The following is a 20,742-nucleotide window of genomic DNA, read 5'->3' on the forward strand; positions in this document are numbered from 1 at the left end:
GGTTTTTACCGTACAGACCTACAACCCATTTTTCATCGTTGGTGTGAATGTCGATGCCTATGTCCAGGATGTCCTGCTCATCAATGTAACCGAAGTTGTCATCGGTGTAGGCAGATTCGTCACGGTAGGCGTACTGGATGCGAGAGGAGGCGTAACCCCAGTCACCCAAGTCCATGTCGTGGGACAGGCCGATGCTGTAGGTCAGCTCAGCGGCACGTGGAATGTCCAGAGACTTATCGATGCTGTCAACCTGGTCGTCACCGTTCAGGTCATAGATAACTTCGTCGTATTCAGAGTCGGTGTAGCCAACAGAGGCTGTCAGGATCAGGTTGTCTGTCAGCCCGTAGGTAGCGTCGATCTCGATCCCCATCAAAGTGGCGTCGGCGGTATTATCGATTCGTTGCTCTACACCGCTAGTATCGCTGGGAATATTGATTTCACGCTGCATGTCCTGAATGTCGGTATAGAAGATGGCTGCATTTAAGCGGCCACGGTCACCCAGGCTCATCTTGTAGCCTAGTTCGTAGGTGTTGACAGTTTCTTCATCAAACGGGCCAGGAGTAACGCTTGTATCTTCCGAGGTGTTTCGCAGGTTATAGCCGCCAGAGCGGTAACCACGGGACCAGCTACCGTAGATGCGGGCATCCATTTCCAGCTCGTACATGAAGCCCAGCTTGGGTGACCAGCTGTTCCAGGTCTCGTCGTCGTCGAAATCAAACTGACAGGTGCCATCAATAATGTTGCATTGGTTTCCAGTAGTAACCCCTGCAATATCGACATTTGCACTTAGATTGGCCACCTGAGCTTCTTTTTCCTCTTTGGTGAAACGAACGCCTGCGGTGAGGGTCCATTGGTCTGTCAGTGCGTAGTCGGCTGCAACGAAAGTGCCCAGAGAAGTAACTTCGTAGTCGCCGCCACCATACTGTTGAACGGCACCACCCCCGAGCAAGCGGTGTTCATCATAGGCGATTTCATTGTTGAAATAGTAAAGACCGGTGGTCAATGTCCATTTCTCGCCAAAAGTACCGGTGTAACGCAGCTCGTTACTGTATTGCTCGGCTTCCATGTCCGCAATAGAGTGAAACAGGAAGGCTGATGACGAATCGATGTCGGTGATGGAGTAGGAGCTAAACTCGCGCCAGCCGAAGATGTTGGTGATGGTACCGTCACCAAAGGCCACGTCTTTATTGAGGGTGGCGCTGAACAGGTTGCTGCGGGTTTCCAGCAGGCCCTCTTCATCGATGGCAAATTTGTGAGAGTTACGGTCGTAGTTGGAGTTTGCACTAGGCACTCCGCGGCCGTTGGTGTGACTTTGACTTGGGGTGCCCTGACCTTCACTTTCCTGATACTCATAGCGCAGAGTCAGGTTGGTGGTGTCATTGATATCCCAGCTTACTACCGGGCGAACCATAAAGGTATCGGTTTTGCCAAAGGCGTCGCCGTCGTATTCGTTTTTGAACCAGCCGTCATCGCGGTTGGTGTACAAACTCAGCTTGGCAGCTACGTTGTCGGTCAAGCCGCCGCTGATGCTGCCCATCAGGTATTTATTGGCTTCTTCGCCGCCAACTTCGTAGATGCCGCGCACGCTGGCTTCAAAGTCTTGAGTCGGGGTTTTGGTGTTAACAAGAACCGCACCGCCGGTTACGTTACGGCCAAACAGGATACCTTGTGGACCGCGCAGCACTTCAATGCTTTCCAGGTCAAACATATCCAAGACAACACCGCCGTTGGTGCCCATATAAACGCCATCGATAAAGACGCCTACAGTTGGGTCGATGGACGGGATGGAGCTGTTGATGCCCAAGCCACGGATTGAGAAGTTGGCGATACCGCGTGTGGTGCCGGCGTCGTCCATGGCAACGTTAGGCATGCCAACAGCCAGGCTACCCAGATCGCGAACTTTCAGTGCGTCCAGCTGGTCAGCGCCATAGGCGGTGATGGCGAGAGGGGTATCTTGGGAATTTTCTGCACGCTTACGGGCAGTAACGACAATCTCTTCCAGCAAAGCGCTTGAGCCCGGACGAGCGACGTCCTGAGCCATTGCTGAGTAGCTGGTGAATGCTGCTGTTGCGCTCAGAACTGCGGCGCTGATTTGCAGCGAAAGGGGTTTTTGATTCAGTTTTTTTGGGCGAGCCATCGGTAGTCTCTCCTATCCATTATGGTTATGGTGTTTTTATTAATAAATTTTTATCGTGGTACTACGCTATCTTTAAACGGAAGCTATGGTAGGGGGCGGGGGGTGTGTTAGGTTATTCTTATCCGGCCAATCGGCTTATCAATTGGCGCCAATGTTTGCTTTGCCTCTGTTGTGTAAAGAATCCATTTCCAGAAAGAGTTTTGCCTTTTTTTTAGTTAACCTTATGATTTTAAAGGAAAATATATTTTTTGGGGCGGGGCGTTCGGGAGAGTAGGCCGTATAGGTCAGGTTGCTTTAAATGAATAGGGTAATTACCTATAATTGGCTATTTCGAGGTGTCATACCTCCGAGATTTTGTCTCTCTCCGGTGCATACAGTTGTGACTGAGTGGTCATGGCCCAAACATAAGATGTAACTATGTCTGAACCTACAGTAATTGGCAGTTGGCTCACGTTGTTTGCTGCTGCACTGGACAGCTATGGCGTGGACAGCCAGGCTTTTTTACTGACCCGCGGGATAGATTTTGAACGTGCCTGCGATCCTGCCCAACGTATTCCGATTATTACCATGAACGATTTATGGGATGAGGCGGTGGTCGAGACCGGTGCTGAGGATTTCGGTTTAACCGCTGGAGCCCTGATGACCCCCAATACGCTGAGCGCTCTGGGGGTGGCGATGTGGAGCGCCTGCACGATCAAAGAGCAGTTGGAGTGCTTTATTCGCAATATGCATCTGGTGGCGAATGTCAGTCAAATGGAAATCGTTGAGCAGGACGGTGTGTTGATTTCAACCACCTACTTTTATCACGATGCCCGCGGTCGGAGTATTATCACGGATAGTTCGCAGGATGCGATTTGTGCCTCTTTACACACGTTGCGTCGAACGCTCTATAAAAGAAATTACAGCCCTCTGAAAGTAGAGCTTACCCGTTCCGTACCTGCGGATAAGGCTCGCTACGAATCATTTTTTGGTTGCGAAGTCGTGTTTAACCAGCCCGCTATTCGAGTTCACATCCGGATGGAGGATGCGATCGCTCCTATTCCGGGTGGTAGCCAATACGTTTCCAAAGCGGCTGAGCGGTTGTTGGAAGATTATGTGGCCCAGTCACAAGCACAACCCGATATAATTGGACAATTGCATCAGGCGCTTACACTGTTATTGCCACAGGGTAAGGCGACCATGGATCAGGTGGTAAAACAATTGCACACCAGCAAGCGAACTTTTCACCGCAAGCTGGAAGAGCAGGGCACCAGTTTCCGTGAACAAATGGAAGATTTTCGGCGTGAACTTGCTTTCCGCTACATGACTCAGGATGAACTGTCTGTGGGTGATATCAGTTTTCTTTTGGGTTTTTCCAGTAGCAGCAATTTTACCCGGGCTTTCAAGCGCTGGACAGGCAGTACACCACAGGATTTTCGCGCCCGGTTACTGGCTACGGATGACGGTGAAGCTGAGTTGAGTGAGGTGTAATCCGATTGGTTTGCGGTGCATCGAAAGCATTTGGTTCAATACCAAAAGAATCCAGAGATTTTTGAAGGATTTTCTCTACTTCACCCTGTTGTCTCATTTGTTCTAGTTCTTGGCACAGTTGGATTAGCTCCGGTTTTGCTTTTAAGGCCTCCCTGGATAGCGCCAAATGGTAATAGATGTCGAACACATTTCTAACGTGCAGAATCTGCTTTTCCAAACCTTTTTGATTTATTCGATAGTGGGTTGAGTAATTTTCGTAAAGTGCGAAATCCACTCTGCCGGCAAGAAGTACCCGCATCATTTGCGTTACGTTTTTGGTGCGCATGATCAGTGAAACGTCCATCCCGAGAATATTGCGCTGAAATTCGGGCAGGCGCGCCCCTGCCATTCGATAATTCAACATCTCCTGCATGGACTCAATTGGTAAATCTTTCAGTTTATCTGCCCGGGTAAACATTCCCACGGTCAAACTGAATATGGGGGGATGGGCAAATCTCAATGGTATCCGGAAATACAGAATCTGGCAGGGTCGGTGTTGTAAAAATAATGGCTCCTTCGATATTGCCTGCGGCCAGTTCGATGTGTTCCCGGGATGTCGGCATGGGTGTTAGTTGCAGACGATAGTCAGTATTAGCAAAGGCAGTTTGTAGAATGCCGGGAAGTATGCAGAGATGGTTCGGTGATGGAGTACAGTAAATGGGGGTACGTGCGGATCGTCAACCGCAATTTTTATGGTTGAGTTGGCGTAGCTGCAGAGGCTGAGCATGTATAAGACACTCAGCGTCAGATTTAAAAGTGGTTTGGCCATCATCCATAGTACTTATGATAGTAAGTTGCCAAGTACATATAGCTTAGGTGAGCAGCTCTCTATTGCAAGGTGGTAGCCGTCGGCGCCAAAGATATTTAAGGACAGCAGCGTGACTTGCTATCTCAACCCTACGTTAAGAGTGTACTGGTTTGGTCTATTGAGGCAGTTGCTGAAGCAGGAAGCGCACCATATTCTCACCCATGACTTTACGGATTTCTTCTTCGGTAAAGCCTGCTTTGAGCATTTCATCCGTGAGAATCGCCAGCTCTGATGTGTCGAAATGAGTACTGACGGAGCCATCAAAGTCTGAGCCCAGCGCTATATGATCGACACCGACGAGGTCAATGCCGTAGCGAATGGCTTTGACGATATTTTCTGGAATGTCGTCGCACACGGCGCCTTTCCAGTATCCGACACCGATCAGTCCGCCTTGTGAGGCAATGCGTTTCATAAGAGTATCGCTGATGTTGCGGGGGCTAGGGCAGTGGCCGTAAAACCCTGTGTGACTGACAATCAGCGGTTGAGTGGAGAGCGTTAGCACATCTTCCACCACTTGTGGAGAAGAGTGCGCAATGTCGATCATAATGCCGAGACGCTCCATTTCTACTATGGCGTCTTCTCCGAATTGAGTAAGGCCGGCATTGCTTTCTCCATGAAGGGAGCCGCCCAAATGATTATCAAAGAAATGCTGCAATCCCATCATGCGATAGCCCGCATTATAGAGTCGCTGAACGTTTTCCAGTTTGCCTTCGAGGGCGTGCGAGCCTTCGGTGCCCAGTAGTGCCCCAATCACCTGCTTGCCTTTGTTTCGCTGATCCAGGACGGATTGAAGATCGTTTGCCGTCAGAATCAGCTTGAGTTCATCCGGTGCGCTTTGGCTGATGTGTTGAATTTTTTCAGCTTCATACAGCGCGCGTTCGGTAAGATTATTCCATGTGCGAATCGGCCAGAGCTGGGCGATGGCCAGCAGTGTGATGTTGTCACTGCTGTCGGTGGCGTTATGGGTATAATTTTGGCCGCGGGGCGATTTGGTGACGCTGGTGAACATTTGCAGTGCGACATTGCCTTCGCGGAGGCGTGGCAGATCCACATGGCCGCGGTCAGAACGCTGCTGCAGGTCTCTGTTCCACAGGGTGCTATCGGCGTGGAGGTCACCAATGATCAGGCTGTCGTGCAGGGTCTGTGTGTGTTGTGAAATGGTGTAGGGCTTATGTTGTGTTACCCGGTTCAGTGAGTTTTCAATCTGAGCGGGTGCGATCAAAAAGAACGCCGTCACCATGCTCAGAAGAATAATAGCGGGCACGACAACTAAGGTGGTGGGAGAAGGTCGCATAATAAGCTCTTTTGTGTGTTTTAGTGTTTTGTTATTGGAGTTCGAAGCAGTTGAAATCAACGAGCCGGTTTATGGTTTGTGACGATCTCTGGCGATAGCATCTAGAGAGTCTTGTCCATAGGTTTGTGCAGGATCCCGGCTTCCATGAATGCGTCGCCGTGTACCTGGTATCCCAGCTTTTCATAAAATCCGAGAGCGCTTTCCTGGGCGTGCAGCCAGACACTTTTTAATCCCGCTCGACGAGCTTCCTCCTCCAGTGCCTCCATAATTTTGCGACCCCAACCGTATTGTCGACTGTTCTGCATGACGGCAACACGGCCAATGCGGCCGTGATCCTCCAGGTCAATGCGTCCGGTGGCGACAGGCTCTCTGTTTAACGTGATCAATGCGTGACAGCAGTGTTCGTCACGGTCATCCAGTTCCATCTCCGCGGGAACATTCTGTTCGACTACAAACACTTGATATCGAACTTTGTAGAGGTCTTCCTGATGCGTGGAAAAACTGGTGATTATCAATTCAATATTCATGAGAGCCTGTATTGGTAAACGCTGATGAGTTAAACATTGATGGGAAATGAGAGTTTAGCACTTCAATCCGCGGTCAGAACGGGTTGAATGGATTTGCGTAAAAACTCTGTGAATAATTGTGAACGCAATGATTGGGTCTTGCGATTACTTGCGAGGTAATACTCTTCCACTGCTGGCAGGCTATCTTCAAACAGGGTGATCAGTTGTCCGTTGTTCAGTTCCCTATGTATTTCCACCCGGTCGGCGAGGGCGATACCGTAGCCAGCTTTGACCGCATCCAGTACCAGAAAAGACTCTTCCAGTATCAGTTGCTTGTAATCTGAGAGTTCATTGGCGCCTGCGATTTCAAACCAGCGGGGCCAGTTGTTGTGCCTGTCACACAGCAACGGGTAGTCGAGTAAATCGAGAGGCTGTCGAATGGGATTGTTACCTGTCAGGAGTTTCGGGTTGCACACAGGCACATAGCGTTCTCTGAACAGTGGAATGATGTCGCGAGAGCTACTTTCGGGAGCCCCGTAGCATATGGCCACATCGACCTGGCTGTCGATCTGCTTGATGCGAGGGGCAATGCTGCGCAGCTGGATGTTGATCTCCGGATACTGTTGAGCAAAGTCACCAATGATGTCCAGCAACCAGGCTGAGGACGCTGAGGGCGTAGCTGCCAAAATCAGGTCGCCATTGATGGAATCCGGATCGAGATAGAGCGCGCCGGTGGTCAGCAGGTCGAGAGCCTGTTGAACTGACTGCAGCAAGCGCTGGCCTGCGTGGGTCAGGCTCAGGCGGTTATGGCTGCGATCGAACAGAGTAACCCCCAATAGCTCTTCCAGTTGCTTTACCTGACGACTGAGGGCGCCATGGGTAACGCCCAGTTCTTCTGCGGCGCGGCGCATATGACAGTGGCGCGCGGCCATTTCAAAGGCGCGCATGGCATTGAGTGGGAGGTTGCGACGATCAAGTTTCATTTTATATAGGGCTTTTAATAGGGCTTCGGAATGGTTCTTTTGCTCACTCTGGTTAGATTAACTCACCATGATGGTAAAAATATATCGATTGTGGTGATTTATTTGACCGCTACACTGAGGTTATTCCAATCAGTCAGTGGCGTTAATCATCCATGCGGGGATAAGCCATACTGTTGATTGATCCTATACCCACCGCTTTTGTCAGAAGGACGACAGCCATGACGCATATGATTTACCCCCAAACCAACCTGAATGCTACAGAGCAACTGATCATCGAACGCGGCGAAGGCGCTTACGTTTACGATAATCAGGGCAAGAAGTATCTGGAGGGGATGGCCGGTCTGTGGTGTACCTCTTTGGGCTATGCGCATCCCGAACTGATGGCCACAGTCAACGAGCAGTTGTCACGCCTCTCTTACAGCCACATGTTTGGTGGAAAGACTCATCCACAGGGTATGGAGCTGGCGGATACCTTGTCGGCGATGGTGCCGATGGACAATGCCCAGGTGTTTTTTGGTAATTCCGGCTCCGATGCCAACGATACCCACATCAAGTTGCTGCGTTACTACTTCAATGCCATCGGCAAGCCTGAAAAGCGCAAGATCATTACCCGTCAGCGCGCCTATCATGGTGTGACGGTAGCGGCGGGTTCCCTGACCAGTCTGCCGGTTAATCTGCAGTACTTCGATGCGCCGGAAGAAGCCTTGGGCATTCTGCGTACCGATCACCCTCATTACTACACCGGCCGTCAGGGCGATGAGACTGAGGCTCAATTTGTTGATCGCATCACCGCCAACCTGGAAGCACTGATTGTGCGCGAAGGCCCGGAAACCATCGCCGCCTTTATCGCGGAGCCTGTAACCGGTGCCAGTGGGGTGATCGTTCCGCCTGCAGGTTACTACGATAAGGTTCAGGCGATTCTGAATAAATACGACATTCTGTTCTGGGCCGATGAAGTGATCACCGGTTTTGGCCGTCTGGGTGAAGACTTTGGTTGTAACGCCATGGGCATTCAAAAGCCGGACATGATGAGTTTCGCCAAGCAGTTGTCTTCTGCCTATTACCCCATCAGCGCATCAGTGATTCGCGGTGACATGATGGAAGCCATTGTGGAGCAGAGCGGCAAAGTGGGGGCGTTCGGACACGGTTATACCTATTCCGGTCATCCGGTGGCCTGTGCAACCGCTTTGAAAGTGTTGGAAATCTACAAGCGCGACAAACTGTTTGATCATGCGGCGACACTGGGTGCGTATATGCAGAACAAGCTACAGCAATTTGCCGACCATCCTTTGATTGGGGAGGTTCGCGGCAAGGGCATGGTGGCAGCACTGGAAATGGTCGCCAACAAAACCACGGGTGAAAGTTTTGCTGATGGCTCTTTGGGCGCTTTCGCCATTGGGCGTCGCCAAGAGCATGGTTTAATTTTGCGTGCAGTCGCGGGCAACAGTCTGGCGGTGTGTCCTCCTCTGATTATTAATGAGGCGCATGTTGATGAGATTTGTTCCGTGTTGGGCAAAGTGTTGGACGAAACCCTGACCCATGCACACAAAAACAACCTGCTTAAAGGCTGAATTTGATTAAAGGCCGAGTGTGGTAAAGGAAAGAAAACAATGTTGAATTTAAAGCGCCCTGAATTATTGGCTGCTGCCTCCTATGTGAATGGCCAGTGGCTAACTGCTGGTGACGAGTTGATTGATGTTCTGAATCCGGCCACGCAAAAAGTGGTTGGCAGTGTTACGGCTGGCGGTGCGGCAGAAACCCGAATCGCTATTGAGGCGGCCGAAAAGGCTATGCCTTCTTGGGCAGCAAAACCCGCGAAAGAGCGTGCCCAAATCCTGCGGCAATGGTTTAACCTGATTATGGCGAATCAGGAAGATCTCGCCAAAATTCTCACCGCCGAACAGGGTAAAACTCTGGCAGAGTCTCGTGGAGAAATTGCCTACGGTGCAAGCTACATTGAATGGTTTGCTGAAGAAGCCAAGCGCATTGATGGCGATATTCTTCCGGCGCCCAGTGGCGACAAACGCATTATGGTGATCAAGCAGCCGGTGGGGGTGGTGGCGTCCATCACGCCATGGAACTTCCCTAATGCGATGATTACCCGCAAAGCGGCTCCGGCACTGGCCGCCGGTTGTACCTTTGTGGGCAAGCCCGCGACGGAAACGCCGTTATCCGCTTTGGCTCTTTGCGTGCTGGCGGAAGAGGCGGGTATTCCTGCCGGGGTCTTCAATATGGTAGTGGGACGTGACTCCCGCGCCATCGGGGGGGAGATGACGTCCAATCCGATCGTGCGCAAGCTGACGTTTACCGGCTCCACTCCTGTGGGCAAAATCCTGATGGCGCAGTGTGCGTCTACCGTAAAGAAAACCTCCATGGAACTGGGCGGCAACGCACCCTTTATCGTATTCGACGATGCGGATCTGGATGCAGCGGTGGAAGGCGCACTGGCTTCCAAGTACCGCAACTCCGGCCAGACCTGTGTCTGTACCAATCGCCTGTTGGTGCAAAGTGGTGTCTACGATGCCTTTGTAGAAAAACTGCATCACGCGGTTTCTCAATTTAGTCTGGGCAATGGTACAGAAGAGGGTGTGACTCACGGCCCCATGATCACCACCAAAGCCGTCAATGATGTGCAAGAATTAGTCAATGACGCCATTGAGAAAGGCGCACAACCGATCATTGGCGGCAAACCGTCTGAACTGGGTGCGTATTTTTACGAGCCGACTATCTTGACGCAGGCCACCACCGACATGCGTGTGTTCAAGGAAGAAATCTTTGGACCTGTAGCGCCAGTGTTTAAGTTCGAATCCGAAGCGGAAGCTATTGCCATGGCGAACGATACCGAATTTGGCTTGGCGTCCTACTTCTATACCAAAGACCTGGGCCGGATTTTCCGGATCGGTGAAGCGTTGGAGTACGGCATTGTCGGCATCAATGAAGGCATGGTCTCCAACGAGATGGCACCCTTTGGTGGTGTTAAGGAGTCGGGCAGTGGTCGTGAAGGTTCCAAGTACGGTATGGATGATTATTTAGAGATTAAGTATTTGTGTTTGGGTGGCCTACAGTGATTTATTGATGGGGCCTCGGGTCAGTTTAAACAACTCCAGCGTCACCATCACACCTGCGAAAATGACCACCACGCCTGCATACTGAAGTAAGGTTGCAGGCTCTCCCAAAATCCCAATAGCTAACAGTAGCGAGACGCCCGGTACAATCGCGCCAAAGAGTGCGCCTTTGCCGGGTCCTAATAAACTGACGGCCTGACTGTAAAAGACCAGGGCGAGGATAGAAGAGAAAACGCCCTGATAGACCGCTTGGCTGGCGAGGGTTTGCCATGAGGCGGTGAGCAGTTGGCTTGCGCCCAAGAACGGACTGTCGCTGAAGAGGAGGTACAGCGGCACACAGAGCAGCATCGATAGGGTTCCCACCACTGCGGTGGCGTGCAGCGGTTCGACTTGCCACTGGCGCAGCGACAGCGTGTAGCACGACCACAGAAAACCACCCAGTACAAACAGCGCATCGCCCTGCCAACTGGACACTTCTGTGTGAAAACTGTCGATGCCCACCAGTATCAAACCACACAACACCATCACGATCCCCAACAAGCGCATAGGGCTGAACGTCTCTTTGAACAGCAGGCATCCGCCCAGTGTTGAGCAAAGCAACATGGTGCTGGGAGTGATGAGGGCAAAGTGTCCGGCGCTGGAAAGTTGTAGTCCGATGTTGACGCTCATAAGGTAGGGCATGCCGGCCCCGCAGACCATGATCAGCAGCCCCAGCGGTGGAATGCCTTTGAAGCCTCGATGCAATAAAACGGGCAGCATCACCAGACCGGCTGTGACGTACCGCAGGATACTCACGTCGACGGCGGTGAGGGCGTCTTCATAACCGATTTTGGTGAAAATGGGGAAAGCCGCCCAGATCAGCACCGTGACGAAACCAAAGACAACCCCTTTGAGTGGGTGGGTGTTTTGCGTCACGGTGTGCTCCTGACGGTGTGCTTGGATTTCACCTGGCGGTACAAGTTTGACTAACTTAGACCGTAGGCCGCTTAGACAATTTAAGCGTCTGGCAGCAAACGGTTCAGCATGTCCTGGTAGATGTCGGTTAACAGGTTGAGCTCTTCGGCGTCGACACATTCATCCAGTTTGTGAATGGTGGCGTTGACGGGACCCAGTTCAACCACTTGCGCACCGGTGGGTGCAATAAAGCGACCGTCGGAGGTGCCGCCCGCGGTGGACAGTTCGGTTTCAAAGCCGGCGACGTGACGAATCGCTTCAACCGCGGCTTCGACCAATGGACCCTCAGAGGTAAGGAAGGGTAGGCCGCTCAGGCGCCAGTCGATATCGTAGTCAACGCCGTGTTTGTTGAGGATGGCTTCGGTGCGTTCGCGCAATTGTTCTTCAGTCACTTCGGTGGAAAAGCGGAAGTTAAAAATCACTTCTGCCTCACCGGGAATCACATTGGTGGCACCCGTGCCGGAGTTAATATTCGATACCTGAAAGCTGGTGGCAGGGAAGAAATCGTTGCCGTTGTCCCAGTGTTCGGCGGCCAGTTCGGCCAGTGCCGGGGCAAACTTGTGGATCGGGTTATCCGCCAAATATGGGTAAGCCACATGCCCTTGGGTGCCTTTGACGGTCAGCCAGCAGCCCAGTGAGCCGCGACGACCGTTCTTGATGGTGTCACCGGTTTTGTTGGTGCTGGACGGTTCGCCCACCACACACCAGGTAATTTTTTCATTGCGCTCTTCGAGCCATTCGATGACTTTGACGGTGCCGTTGTGGGCAGGGCCTTCTTCGTCACTGGTGATCAAAAACGCGATGCGACCGGTGTGATTGGGGTGCTCGGCGACGAAGCGTTCGCAGGCGACGACCATCGCAGCCAGGCTGCCTTTCATGTCGGCAGCACCGCGACCGTGCAGCATGCCGTCTTCAATCACGCCTTCAAACGGAGGGTATTTCCACTGCGCTTCAGGGCCGGTGGGCACCACATCAGTGTGGCCGGCAAAGGCCAGAATGGGGCCTTCGGTGCCACGAACAGCCCAAAAATTATCCACTTCGCCAAAGCGCAGGTTCTCAATATGAAAGCCGATAGCGCGCAGGCGGTCGGTCATCATGGGCTGGCAGCCTTCGTCTTCAGGAGTGACGGAGGGGCGACGAATCAGCTCACGGGCTAATTCCAGGGTGGGGGTCAGGGCAGTCATTGAAAATCGCTTATATCGAGTCGGATTGCAGTGATGAAGCTGAAAAGAACACAGTTCAACCAGAGAATGGCGGCATTTTAGCCTAAAGGGGCTGGAGCTGACAGAGGTATGATTCGGGGAGTTGCATCCTTCGACAGGCTCAGAATGAGCGGAGTTTGGTGAGAAGGCACAGGATTAACGGGGTTTGGGTGGGGATAATCCGTGGCGAAGCAGGCGCTTCACCACGGTTGCGCAAGTACTGCTATCAGTTATTCGCGTGCAGCTCTTCGTTCAGAGCAATGGCAGACTTGTTGGTTTTGCACTCAACCGCGCCATTCACGGAGTTGCGACGGAACAGCAGGTCAGATTTACCGGCCAGATCGCGGGCCTTAACGCTTTCAACCAGTTCGCCCTTGTCGTCCAGTACAGCGACTTTGGTGCCGGCGGTGATGTACAGACCAGCTTCTACGGTGCAGCGGTCGCCCAGAGGGATACCGATACCGGCGTTGGCGCCCAGCAGACACTCGTCACCGACAGAAATGATGATGTTGCCGCCACCGGACAAGGTGCCCATGGTGGAACAACCGCCACCCAGATCGGAACCTTTACCGACGAAAACGCCTGCAGAGATACGGCCTTCGATCATGCCTGGGCCTTCGGTGCCAGCGTTAAAGTTGACGAAGCCTTCGTGCATGATGGTGGTGCCTTCACCGATGTAAGCGCCCAGACGGACGCGAGCGGTGTGGGCAATACGGACACCGGCAGGAACTACGTAGTTGGTCATTTTCGGGAACTTGTCCACGCAGTCTACGTCCAGCAGCTCGCCATTCAGACGCGCTTGCAGTTGACGCCCAGGCAATTCAGCCAGATCTACAGCGCCCTGATTTGTCCAGGCAACGTTAGGCAGAGTACCAAACAGACCGTCCAGAACGGTGCCGTGTGGTTTCACCAGACGGTGGGAGATCAGATGCAGTTTCAGGTAGCCTTCGGGTACAGAACTTGGTGCGGCGTCTTCGGCCAGCAGAGCGGCAACTAGTGGGCGCTTGCTGCCTTGGAAAGATTTTACGATTGCAGCTTGCTCGGCGCTGCCGGCGGCTTCCAGGGCTGAGGCCAGGGCGTCCAGTTTGGCGCTGTCGAGGGCGATAGCCTGATTACCAGCTTCGTAACCGAGTGCGTCAGCAACGGCTTTGGCAACCGCAGGAGCAGGGTTCAGCAATGGCTGCGGGAAGAACACTTCCAGCCACTCGCCTTTGCTGTTTTGAGTGCCTACACCGAGGCCCAGTGCGAAAAGATCAGTCATAGTCGTATTCCAAGTGTTAAATAAAAGAGTGTTGAGTCGAACAATGTGAGCTGTAAATAGGGTTATGCGAACCGCTGTTCATAGTCGGCGGCTTTAAAGCCCACCGAAATGTCACCCGCCTGATCCAGCAGAGGGCGCTTGATCAGCGTCGGCTGATCCAGAATCACGTCGACCACGGTGGTGTCGTTCAGCTGTGCTCTGGCGTTCTCGTCAAGACCTTTCCAGGTGGTACTGCGTTTATTGATCAGATTCTCCCAGCCGAGGGCTGAAACCCAATCTACAACTTGCTGGCGATCCAGTCCGTCTTTGCGGAAGTCGTGAAAGGTGTAGTCGACATTCGTCTGATCAAGCCATTTACGGGCTTTTTTCACGGTGTCGCAGTTACTGATGCCATAGAGCGTGGTCATGATTCTCTCTGTGTGTACAGGCCCTTCCTTTCACCGCTACAGAGGCAGAGAAGTAAAGGCTGGTTGGATGGCGGATTTAAAGGCGGCAAAGCATACCAAAAAGCGGCGATTGAATCATCCGGCAGGTTCTTGGGCTGGCAGGTGGGTTTCTGGACTAAAAAGTATATAACGGCTTTCTTTTGGCGCTTTTTCTTCTATGCTTGTATGTTGTGTCGTATAGAATGCGGCTGTTGACTAAAGTCTGCGGTCATTGACCGTAATTGATGTCAGCAGCAACCATGTTTGCAACCGTTCATTGAGAGTTCAAGAGTTCAAAAGGGAGTTTGGACATGTCTGATTCTACCAACCTGACCTACCGTGTGGTGTTTTGGGGCGATGTCGCTGCGGGGCAGTCCCGTCGGGATGTGGCGCTAAAATTTGCTCATCGGTTTCGTATCCGGGAAACCCGGCAGCTTAAGCGGATTTTCTCTGGTCGTTTAATGACGCTAAAGAAGGATTTGAGTGAGGCTGAAGCGCAGCGCTATTGTCGAGCCATTACCGATCTCGGGGCGAAATGCAGGATGGAGCGTGAAACCCACGCGCTTACCGGTGTGAATTGGGGAGGCGACAGCGACCAGCCCGAGCCGAAAAGACCCCGCCATACGGCGTCTATTCACTTCGATACGCTGGGGTTTGGAATTGAAGACTTTATTCAGGTTCAGGCGGATGCCGATAGCGCGCCTGACGAGGGTGCTATCGAGGGTTCCCGTAACCCTTTCGGCGCTCGTGAAGTGACCGAAACCGAGCACCCACCGGTGAAATACTACGACGGACGTCCAGTCCGATAGGTTATCTCAAGGCTTCTTGTCTGAAGCCTTTCATTTAAGCTTTTTCCTTCAGGGCTTTTTCGCTATCTTCGGGTGTTTGCGGGCGGGATAGCACGTCCTGCAAATCTCACAGACGGTGCCATCGCAACCGCGGGCGCTGCAATACTCTCGCCCGTAAAAGATAATTTGCAGGTGCAGCTTGTTCCAGCTTTCGGCGGGAAACAGGCGTTTCAGGTCTTTTTCCGTCTGCTGAACATTCTTGCCGTTGGTGAGTCCCCATCGCTGTGCCAGACGGTGAATGTGGGTGTCTACCGGGAAGGCCGGAACCCCAAAAGCTTGGGCCACCACCACGCTGGCAGTCTTGTGGCCGACACCGGGCAGCTTCTCCAGGGCTTCCATATCGTTTGGCACTTCACCGTTATGCTCTTCCACCAGCATCTGGGACAAGACCGAGATGGCTTTGGACTTTTGCGGTGATAGTCCGCAGGGGCGAATGATGGCCTGAATGTCCTCAACGGACTGCATGGCCATATCGAAGGGGTTGTCGGCCAGTTCCCACAGCGCGGGTGTGACCTGATTGACCCGCTCATCGGTACATTGGGCTGACAGCAATACGGCCACCAACAGGGTGTACGGATCTTTGTGATCCAGCGGCACCGGCGTTTCCGGATAGAGCTCTTCGAGGCGCTGGTGGATGTAGCTTACGCGCTCGGCCTTGAGCAGGTTTCTGGCAGGGATGGATGTGCTGGACATGACGTGCTCAGTTGCCCTGATGGTTAGTCACAAAGTGCTTGATGCGCTCGGCGGCTTCGACGCATTCATCCACGGTTGCCACCAAAGCCATGCGCACATGGTTTTCGCCGGGGTTGACCCCGTTGGCCTCGCGGGCGATGTAGCGGCCAGGGAGAACGGTGATGTTTTGTTCGGCAAACAGTCGCTGGGCAAACTCCACATCGGTCATGTTGCCGGTCTTGGCCCAGAGGTAGAAGCTGGCATCGGGTCGTTCTACTTCCAGCGCGCCATCCAAAATTTTCAGAACGGCGTCGAATTTGGTGCGGTAGGCATCGCGATTGGCTTTGACGTGGGCTTCATCATTCCAGGCCGCGATGGAGGCCAGCTGATTGGTAACCGGCATGGCGCAGCCGTGATATGTGCGATACAGCAGGAATTTTTGCATGATGTCGGCATCACCGGCGACAAAGCCGGAGCGCAATCCCGGTAAGTTGGAGCGCTTGGAAAGCGAGTGGAAAACCATGCAGCGGCGGTAGTCATCCCGACCCAGTTCGGCGCAGGCTTGCAGCAAGCCGACCGGGGGCTGGTCTTCGTCAAAATAGAGTTCGGAGTAGCACTCGTCACTGGCAATGACGAAGTCGTATTGATCTGCCAGAGCGATCAGTTTTTTCAGTGTGTCTGTATCAATAACGGTGCCGGTGGGGTTGCCGGGGGAGCACAGGAACAGCAGTTGGCAGCGTTGCCAGACGTCGGCGGGTACAGCGTCGAAGTCAGGAAGATAGTCGTTTTCCCGGTCGCAATTGAGGAAATAAGGATCTGCACCGGCGAGAAACGCTGCGCCTTCGTAGATTTGATAAAACGGATTTGGGCTGACCACCAAGGGGTTTTGTGTGCGATCAATGACGGCCTGGGCAAAGGCAAACAGGGCTTCGCGAGTGCCATTGACGGGCAATACGTGGCGTTCGGCGTCGACACTGCCGCCGTTCAGTTTGAAGCGGCGTGTGAGCCACTGGGCGATGGTTTCGCGCAGTTCTGGCAGGCCTTTGGTTGAGGGGTAGTTCACTACCCGATCCAGATTGTCACTCAGTGACTGCAGCACAAAGGCGGGCGGCTCGTGCTTGGGCTCGCCAATGGACAGGGCGATATGAGCTTTGTCCGTGGGGGCGCTGACTTGCGCCTTGAGTGCATTCAGCTTTTCAAATGGGTAGGGCTGTAAACGGTCTAAATCGCGGTTCATGGGCTGTTCGGCCTTGTGTTTCGGGTGGAAGTTTCGGTCTGATTCAGTGAGGCTCTTTTTCAGTGAGACTTTTCTTCAGTGAGACTCTTCCACCTGTTGATCCAGTTGGGTACAAATTTCAGCTTGCAGTGTCTTGCACAGTTCGGGGTCGCTTAAAGGTTCGCCGTCCTCATCGGTAATGAAGAAGATATCCTCTACCCGCTCACCCAGTGTGGTGATTTTGGCGTTACTGAGCTGAATGTTGAATTGTAGGAAGATGCGCGCGATCAGAGCGAGCAGGCCTGGCCTGTCCGGTGAGATGACTTCCAAAATAGTGCTGTTGGTATTGATGTCGTTGCTGATGCTGGTGCGCGTGGGAATGGCAAAGCTTTTCAGGCGACGGGGGACCCGACGGCTGATGGTGTCGCTGTAGTCGTCCACTTGCGCGAGTTCCAGTTGCAGCTCTTTTTTGATGTGATCGCGGTATTTGGGGTCGTCTTTGATGGGCTGATTGTTTTCATCCAGCACGTAAAAGGTATCGATGGTGTAGCCGCCGCGCTCGGTATTGTGGATGCGCGCATCCTGAATCGACAGGTTGAGGTAGTCGAGGGTGGTGGCGACGGCGGCAAAGACATTGCTGCGGTCGCGGGTGCGAATAAAGATTTCGGTCGCGCCCTCGTATTTTCGGCTGGTGGTTTCCCTTACCAGAATCAAATCGTCGGTGCTGTTGTGATCAAGGATCGAGCTGCTTTGCCAGGCGATTTCCTTGGCGTTTTCACGCAGGAAATAGTCTTCATTGAGGTAGCTCCAGAGAGCTTCAACAGAATCCTTGGCGTAGCCATCTTCCAGCAGGAGTTGCAACGCCGTGTCCTGGGTTTCCGCAATCAGATCCTGACGGTCGATGGGGTTTTCCAGTCCGCGTCGCAGGGCGCGGCGGGTTTCGGAATACAGCTGGCGCATGAGGCTGGCGCGCCAGGTGGTCCACAGCGTGGGATTGGTGGCGTTAATGTCGGCGACTGTCAGTGCGTACAGATAATCCAGATGCAGCCGATCGCCCATTTCCGCTGCAAACTGATGAATAACATCGGGATCGGAAATGTCTTGTTTCTGTGAGACTGATGACATCAGCAGGTGTTTTTCCACCAGCCAGGATACCAGCCGCGCTTCGTGATTTTTCAGTCCGTGGCGAATGCAGAAATTTAAGGCATCCACTGCCCCCAGTTTTGAGTGATCGCCGCCGCGACCTTTGGCAATGTCGTGATATAGACCGGCCATGTACAGCAGTTCCGGTTTGGCTAGTTGCTGCATGCATTCATAAGCCACCGGGAATTTCTCCCGGCTTTCCGGATAGCGCAGCATGCGCAAGTTTTTGACTACGGACAGGGTGTGAGCATCGACGGTGTAGATGTGAAACAGGTCGTGCTGCATTTGCCCAATGATGTCGCCAAACTCTGGCAAATAACGTCCCAGAATGTTGTAGCGTTTCATGCGCTTCAGCTGGGTGACCAGGGCGTGTTCACAGTTCAGCAGGTCGACAAACAGCTTGGTATTGGTCGGGTCGTTGCGGAAGTTATCGTCAATCAGTTCACGGTGTTCGCGCAGCAGGCGTATGGTCTCCGGGCGCACGCCATTAATATTGGGGTTATTCCCCATAAGGACAAAAATTTCCAGCAGCGCTGAAGGTTCCTGCAAAAAGACGGCGTTGTGGGTAACTTCAATATAGTTGTCGCGTAGTTGGAAGCGGTCGTTGATGGGGGTGACGGTGGCCTGGTGGGAGGCGTTAAGCACCGCCTCATCAAGAAAGTTCAGCAAGACATCGTTAAGTTCGCCGAGCGACAGGACAACCCGATAATAGCGGTGCATAAATTGCTCCACCGCCAGACCGCTGTCGCAGTCCTGGTAGCCAAATTCTTTGGCCAGTTCCCGCTGGTGATCGAACAACAGGCGCTCTTCCGGGCGCTTGGCTATCTTGTGCAGGCCGTAGCGAACTTTCCAGAGGAATTCTTCACCGGACTGCAGCAGGGCGAATTCTTCCTCGGTGAAAAAATCCTTGCCCGCCAGTTGATTCAGAGTGCGCACCCCAAAATAGCGCTTGGCCACCCAGGCGATGGTCTGAATGTCCCGCAAGCCGCCAGGGGCGTTTTTAATATTGGGTTCAAGATTGTATTCGGTATTGTCGTACTTCTTGTGGCGGGCCTGTTGTTCTTCCTTTTTTGCCTGAAAGAACTCTTCAGCGGGCCACATGTTGTCTGGCTGGGTGAGTTTCTGCAGCTCCAGGCAGGGGCGGTAGCTGCCAACAATGGTGCGACATTCAAGCAAGTTAGTGACAACGGTGATGTCTTCTCGTGCGATCTCGGCGCACTGGGCCAGTGTGCGAACGCTGTGGCCGATATCCAGACCGATATCCCATAACAGCAGCAACAGGCTCTGGGCACTTTCCAAGTCTTCGGGGTGCTCCTGCTCCATCAATAGAAGTATGTCGATATCCGATTTGGGGTGCAGCTCTCCGCGTCCGTAACCGCCTACAGCAATCAGGCTGACCTGGTCGCTCCAGCTGAACTGGTACCAGGCGTAATGAAGGATGCAGTCTATGATCTGGGCACGCTCATAGATCAGGCTGCGAATGTCTTCCCCTTCTTCAAAGCGGGTGTCCAGTTGAACATTGGCGGCGTTGATGGCGTTTTTAAACAGGGGAATGATTTTGCCATTGGCCTGAGCCAGATCCTTCCGAAAACGGGATTGATCAAAGGAAAACAGCGGACGCTCAAAATAAGGGATTTCCATAAAAGGCTCTTAAGATTTGGTGCGCAATGACATCGAATTATGTGTGGTGATGCTGGGATTTGAGGCAGCCCCCGGGTGAGGGCTGTCTGGCCTGATGTTAAAGCCGTTCTTGTTCGGGCAGTACGGTTTAAAACGGCTCGTCCGGACGCTTGGTCAGTACTTCCACGCCATTGGAGGTGACTGCCAGCGTGTGTTCCCACTGGGCCGAGAGGCGCTTGTCTTTGGTTTCTACTGTCCAGCCATCTTTCAGCAGTTTGGTGGCGGCTTTGCCGGCATTGATCATGGGTTCGATGGTGAACGTCATGCCTTCTTTTAGTTCGAAGCCGGTGTTGGGCTTGCCGTAGTGCAGTACTTGCGGGTCTTCATGGAAGGTGTCACCAATGCCATGGCCACAGTATTCTCGCACGACGGAGTAGTAATTTTTCTCGGCGTGTTGTTGGATGGCGTGACCGATGTCGCCAAGGCGGCATCCGGGTCTAACCAGCTCAATACCCTTGTAGAGACATTCCTGAGTAATCTCGATCAGTCGCTGGGCGTGAGGGGCTGCCTCACCCACTGTATACATTTTACTGGTGTCGCCATACCAGCCTTCATAGATAACGGTGACGTCAATGTTGATTATGTCGCCGTTCTTCAGCACTTTCTTTTCGGACGGGATGCCGTGGCAGATGACGTGGTTGACCGAGGTGCAAACCGATTTGGGGAAGCCGTTGTAGTTCAGGCACGCCGGAATCGCTTTCTGCACGTTGACGATGTGCTCGTGGCAGAGGCGATCCAGTTCGGCGGTGGTGACGCCAGCAACAACGTGCTCACCAATCATCTCCAGCACCTCTGCGGCCATACGGCCAGCAACGCGCATTTTTTCAATCTGCTCGGGAGTTCTGATATTGACTGTCATAGATATCCAAAGGTTGTTCTGATAATAGCCGGGCGACCCGCCGCCGGTGGCTGGTGAGTCGGGGTAACAGCCCGCTTGATGGTCACGAAAGCCGCTATTGTAAACCAAGCGGGATATCTTCCATAGTCCACAGGTGGGGCGCAAAGTGATATGGGCTCAGTGGCAGAGCGATATGACCTG

At 53.0% G+C, this 20,742-nt stretch carries 17 protein-coding genes; 4 read left to right on the forward strand and 13 right to left on the reverse strand.

All coding sequences use genetic code 11. The features are described 5' to 3' along the window. The coding region (locus ACTG33_RS03905) for a TonB-dependent receptor (RefSeq protein WP_439133878.1) at positions 1-2,137 on the reverse strand (2,137 nt) is incomplete at its 3' end. A 417-nt stretch (positions 2,138-2,554) separates the two neighbouring features. Between ACTG33_RS03905 and ACTG33_RS03910 the strand changes: the two genes are divergently transcribed. Beyond that, positions 2,555-3,607 carry an AraC family transcriptional regulator gene (locus ACTG33_RS03910; protein WP_439133879.1) on the forward strand — a complete coding sequence of 351 codons (1,053 nt, stop codon included), beginning with the start codon at positions 2,555-2,557 and terminating at the stop codon, positions 3,605-3,607. On the opposite strand, the gene ACTG33_RS03915 is transcribed toward ACTG33_RS03910, so the two are convergent. The 4 genes from ACTG33_RS03915 to ACTG33_RS03930 all read right to left on the reverse strand — a co-directional run bounded on the left by ACTG33_RS03915 (position 3,570) and on the right by ACTG33_RS03930 (position 7,237). Further along, positions 3,570-4,070, reverse strand: coding sequence for a hypothetical protein (locus tag ACTG33_RS03915; RefSeq protein WP_439133880.1), 501 nt, complete (start codon positions 4,068-4,070; stop codon positions 3,570-3,572). The two genes, ACTG33_RS03910 and ACTG33_RS03915, sit on opposite strands and share 38 nt — an antisense overlap. 499 nt (positions 4,071-4,569) lie before the next feature. After that, on the reverse strand, positions 4,570-5,748 hold the full coding sequence (locus tag ACTG33_RS03920; protein ID WP_439133881.1) for a dipeptidase: 1,179 nt from the start codon (positions 5,746-5,748) through the stop codon (positions 4,570-4,572). A gap of 101 nt (positions 5,749-5,849) precedes the next feature. After that, on the reverse strand, positions 5,850-6,275 hold the full coding sequence (locus ACTG33_RS03925; protein ID WP_439133882.1) for a GNAT family N-acetyltransferase: 426 nt from the start codon (positions 6,273-6,275) through the stop codon (positions 5,850-5,852). A 62-nt stretch (positions 6,276-6,337) separates the two neighbouring features. After that, positions 6,338-7,237, reverse strand: a complete 900-nt coding sequence (locus tag ACTG33_RS03930) for a LysR substrate-binding domain-containing protein (protein ID WP_439133883.1) — start codon at positions 7,235-7,237, stop codon at positions 6,338-6,340. Positions 7,238-7,455: 218 nt separating this feature from the next. Here ACTG33_RS03930 and ACTG33_RS03935 point away from each other — a divergent pair, with 218 nt between their 5' ends. Both ACTG33_RS03935 and ACTG33_RS03940 read left to right on the forward strand, forming a co-directional pair. After that, positions 7,456-8,808 (forward strand): aminotransferase, encoded by a 1,353-nt coding sequence (locus ACTG33_RS03935; RefSeq protein ID WP_439133884.1) that lies wholly within the window; start codon positions 7,456-7,458, stop codon positions 8,806-8,808. A gap of 39 nt (positions 8,809-8,847) precedes the next feature. Further along, positions 8,848-10,305, forward strand: a complete 1,458-nt coding sequence (locus tag ACTG33_RS03940; protein WP_439133885.1) for an NAD-dependent succinate-semialdehyde dehydrogenase — start codon at positions 8,848-8,850, stop codon at positions 10,303-10,305. Here ACTG33_RS03940 and ACTG33_RS03945 read toward each other — a convergent pair. The 4 genes from ACTG33_RS03945 to ACTG33_RS03960 all read right to left on the reverse strand — a co-directional run bounded on the left by ACTG33_RS03945 (position 10,297) and on the right by ACTG33_RS03960 (position 14,126). Then, positions 10,297-11,217, reverse strand: coding sequence for a DMT family transporter (locus ACTG33_RS03945; RefSeq protein ID WP_439133886.1), 921 nt, complete (start codon positions 11,215-11,217; stop codon positions 10,297-10,299). The two genes, ACTG33_RS03940 and ACTG33_RS03945, sit on opposite strands and share 9 nt — an antisense overlap. Positions 11,218-11,297: 80 nt before the next feature. Continuing rightward, a complete protein-coding gene (dapE, locus tag ACTG33_RS03950; protein ID WP_439133914.1) occupies positions 11,298-12,431 on the reverse strand; it encodes a succinyl-diaminopimelate desuccinylase in 1,134 nt (377 codons plus the stop codon). Between the two features lie 253 nt (positions 12,432-12,684). Beyond that, positions 12,685-13,719 carry a 2,3,4,5-tetrahydropyridine-2,6-dicarboxylate N-succinyltransferase gene (dapD, locus tag ACTG33_RS03955; protein WP_439133887.1) on the reverse strand — a complete coding sequence of 345 codons (1,035 nt, stop codon included), beginning with the start codon at positions 13,717-13,719 and terminating at the stop codon, positions 12,685-12,687. 62 nt (positions 13,720-13,781) lie between these two features. Continuing rightward, positions 13,782-14,126: an ArsC family reductase gene (locus ACTG33_RS03960; protein ID WP_439133888.1), complete on the reverse strand. Its 345-nt coding sequence runs from the start codon at positions 14,124-14,126 to the stop codon at positions 13,782-13,784. A gap of 329 nt (positions 14,127-14,455) precedes the next feature. On the opposite strand from ACTG33_RS03960, the gene ACTG33_RS03965 reads away from it, so the two are divergent. After that, positions 14,456-14,953, forward strand: a complete 498-nt coding sequence (locus ACTG33_RS03965; RefSeq protein WP_439133889.1) for a hypothetical protein — start codon at positions 14,456-14,458, stop codon at positions 14,951-14,953. Between the two features lie 48 nt (positions 14,954-15,001). Here ACTG33_RS03965 and nth read toward each other — a convergent pair whose 3' ends face one another. The 4 genes from nth to map all read right to left on the reverse strand — a co-directional run bounded on the left by nth (position 15,002) and on the right by map (position 20,562). After that, on the reverse strand, positions 15,002-15,685 hold the full coding sequence (gene nth / locus ACTG33_RS03970; RefSeq protein ID WP_439133890.1) for an endonuclease III: 684 nt from the start codon (positions 15,683-15,685) through the stop codon (positions 15,002-15,004). A 7-nt stretch (positions 15,686-15,692) separates the two neighbouring features. After that, positions 15,693-16,901, reverse strand: coding sequence for a succinyldiaminopimelate transaminase (gene dapC, locus ACTG33_RS03975; protein ID WP_439133891.1), 1,209 nt, complete (start codon positions 16,899-16,901; stop codon positions 15,693-15,695). Positions 16,902-16,976: 75 nt separating this feature from the next. Next, positions 16,977-19,664 (reverse strand): [protein-PII] uridylyltransferase, encoded by a 2,688-nt coding sequence (locus ACTG33_RS03980; protein WP_439133892.1) that lies wholly within the window; start codon positions 19,662-19,664, stop codon positions 16,977-16,979. Positions 19,665-19,791: 127 nt separating this feature from the next. After that, entirely contained in the window at positions 19,792-20,562 is a 771-nt protein-coding gene (gene map / locus ACTG33_RS03985; protein ID WP_439133894.1) for a type I methionyl aminopeptidase, read from the reverse strand. Positions 20,563-20,742: the final 180 nt, after the last annotated feature.

This window comes from Pseudomaricurvus sp. (assembly GCF_965662505.1).
GTDB lineage: Bacteria > Pseudomonadota > Gammaproteobacteria > Pseudomonadales > Cellvibrionaceae > Pseudomaricurvus.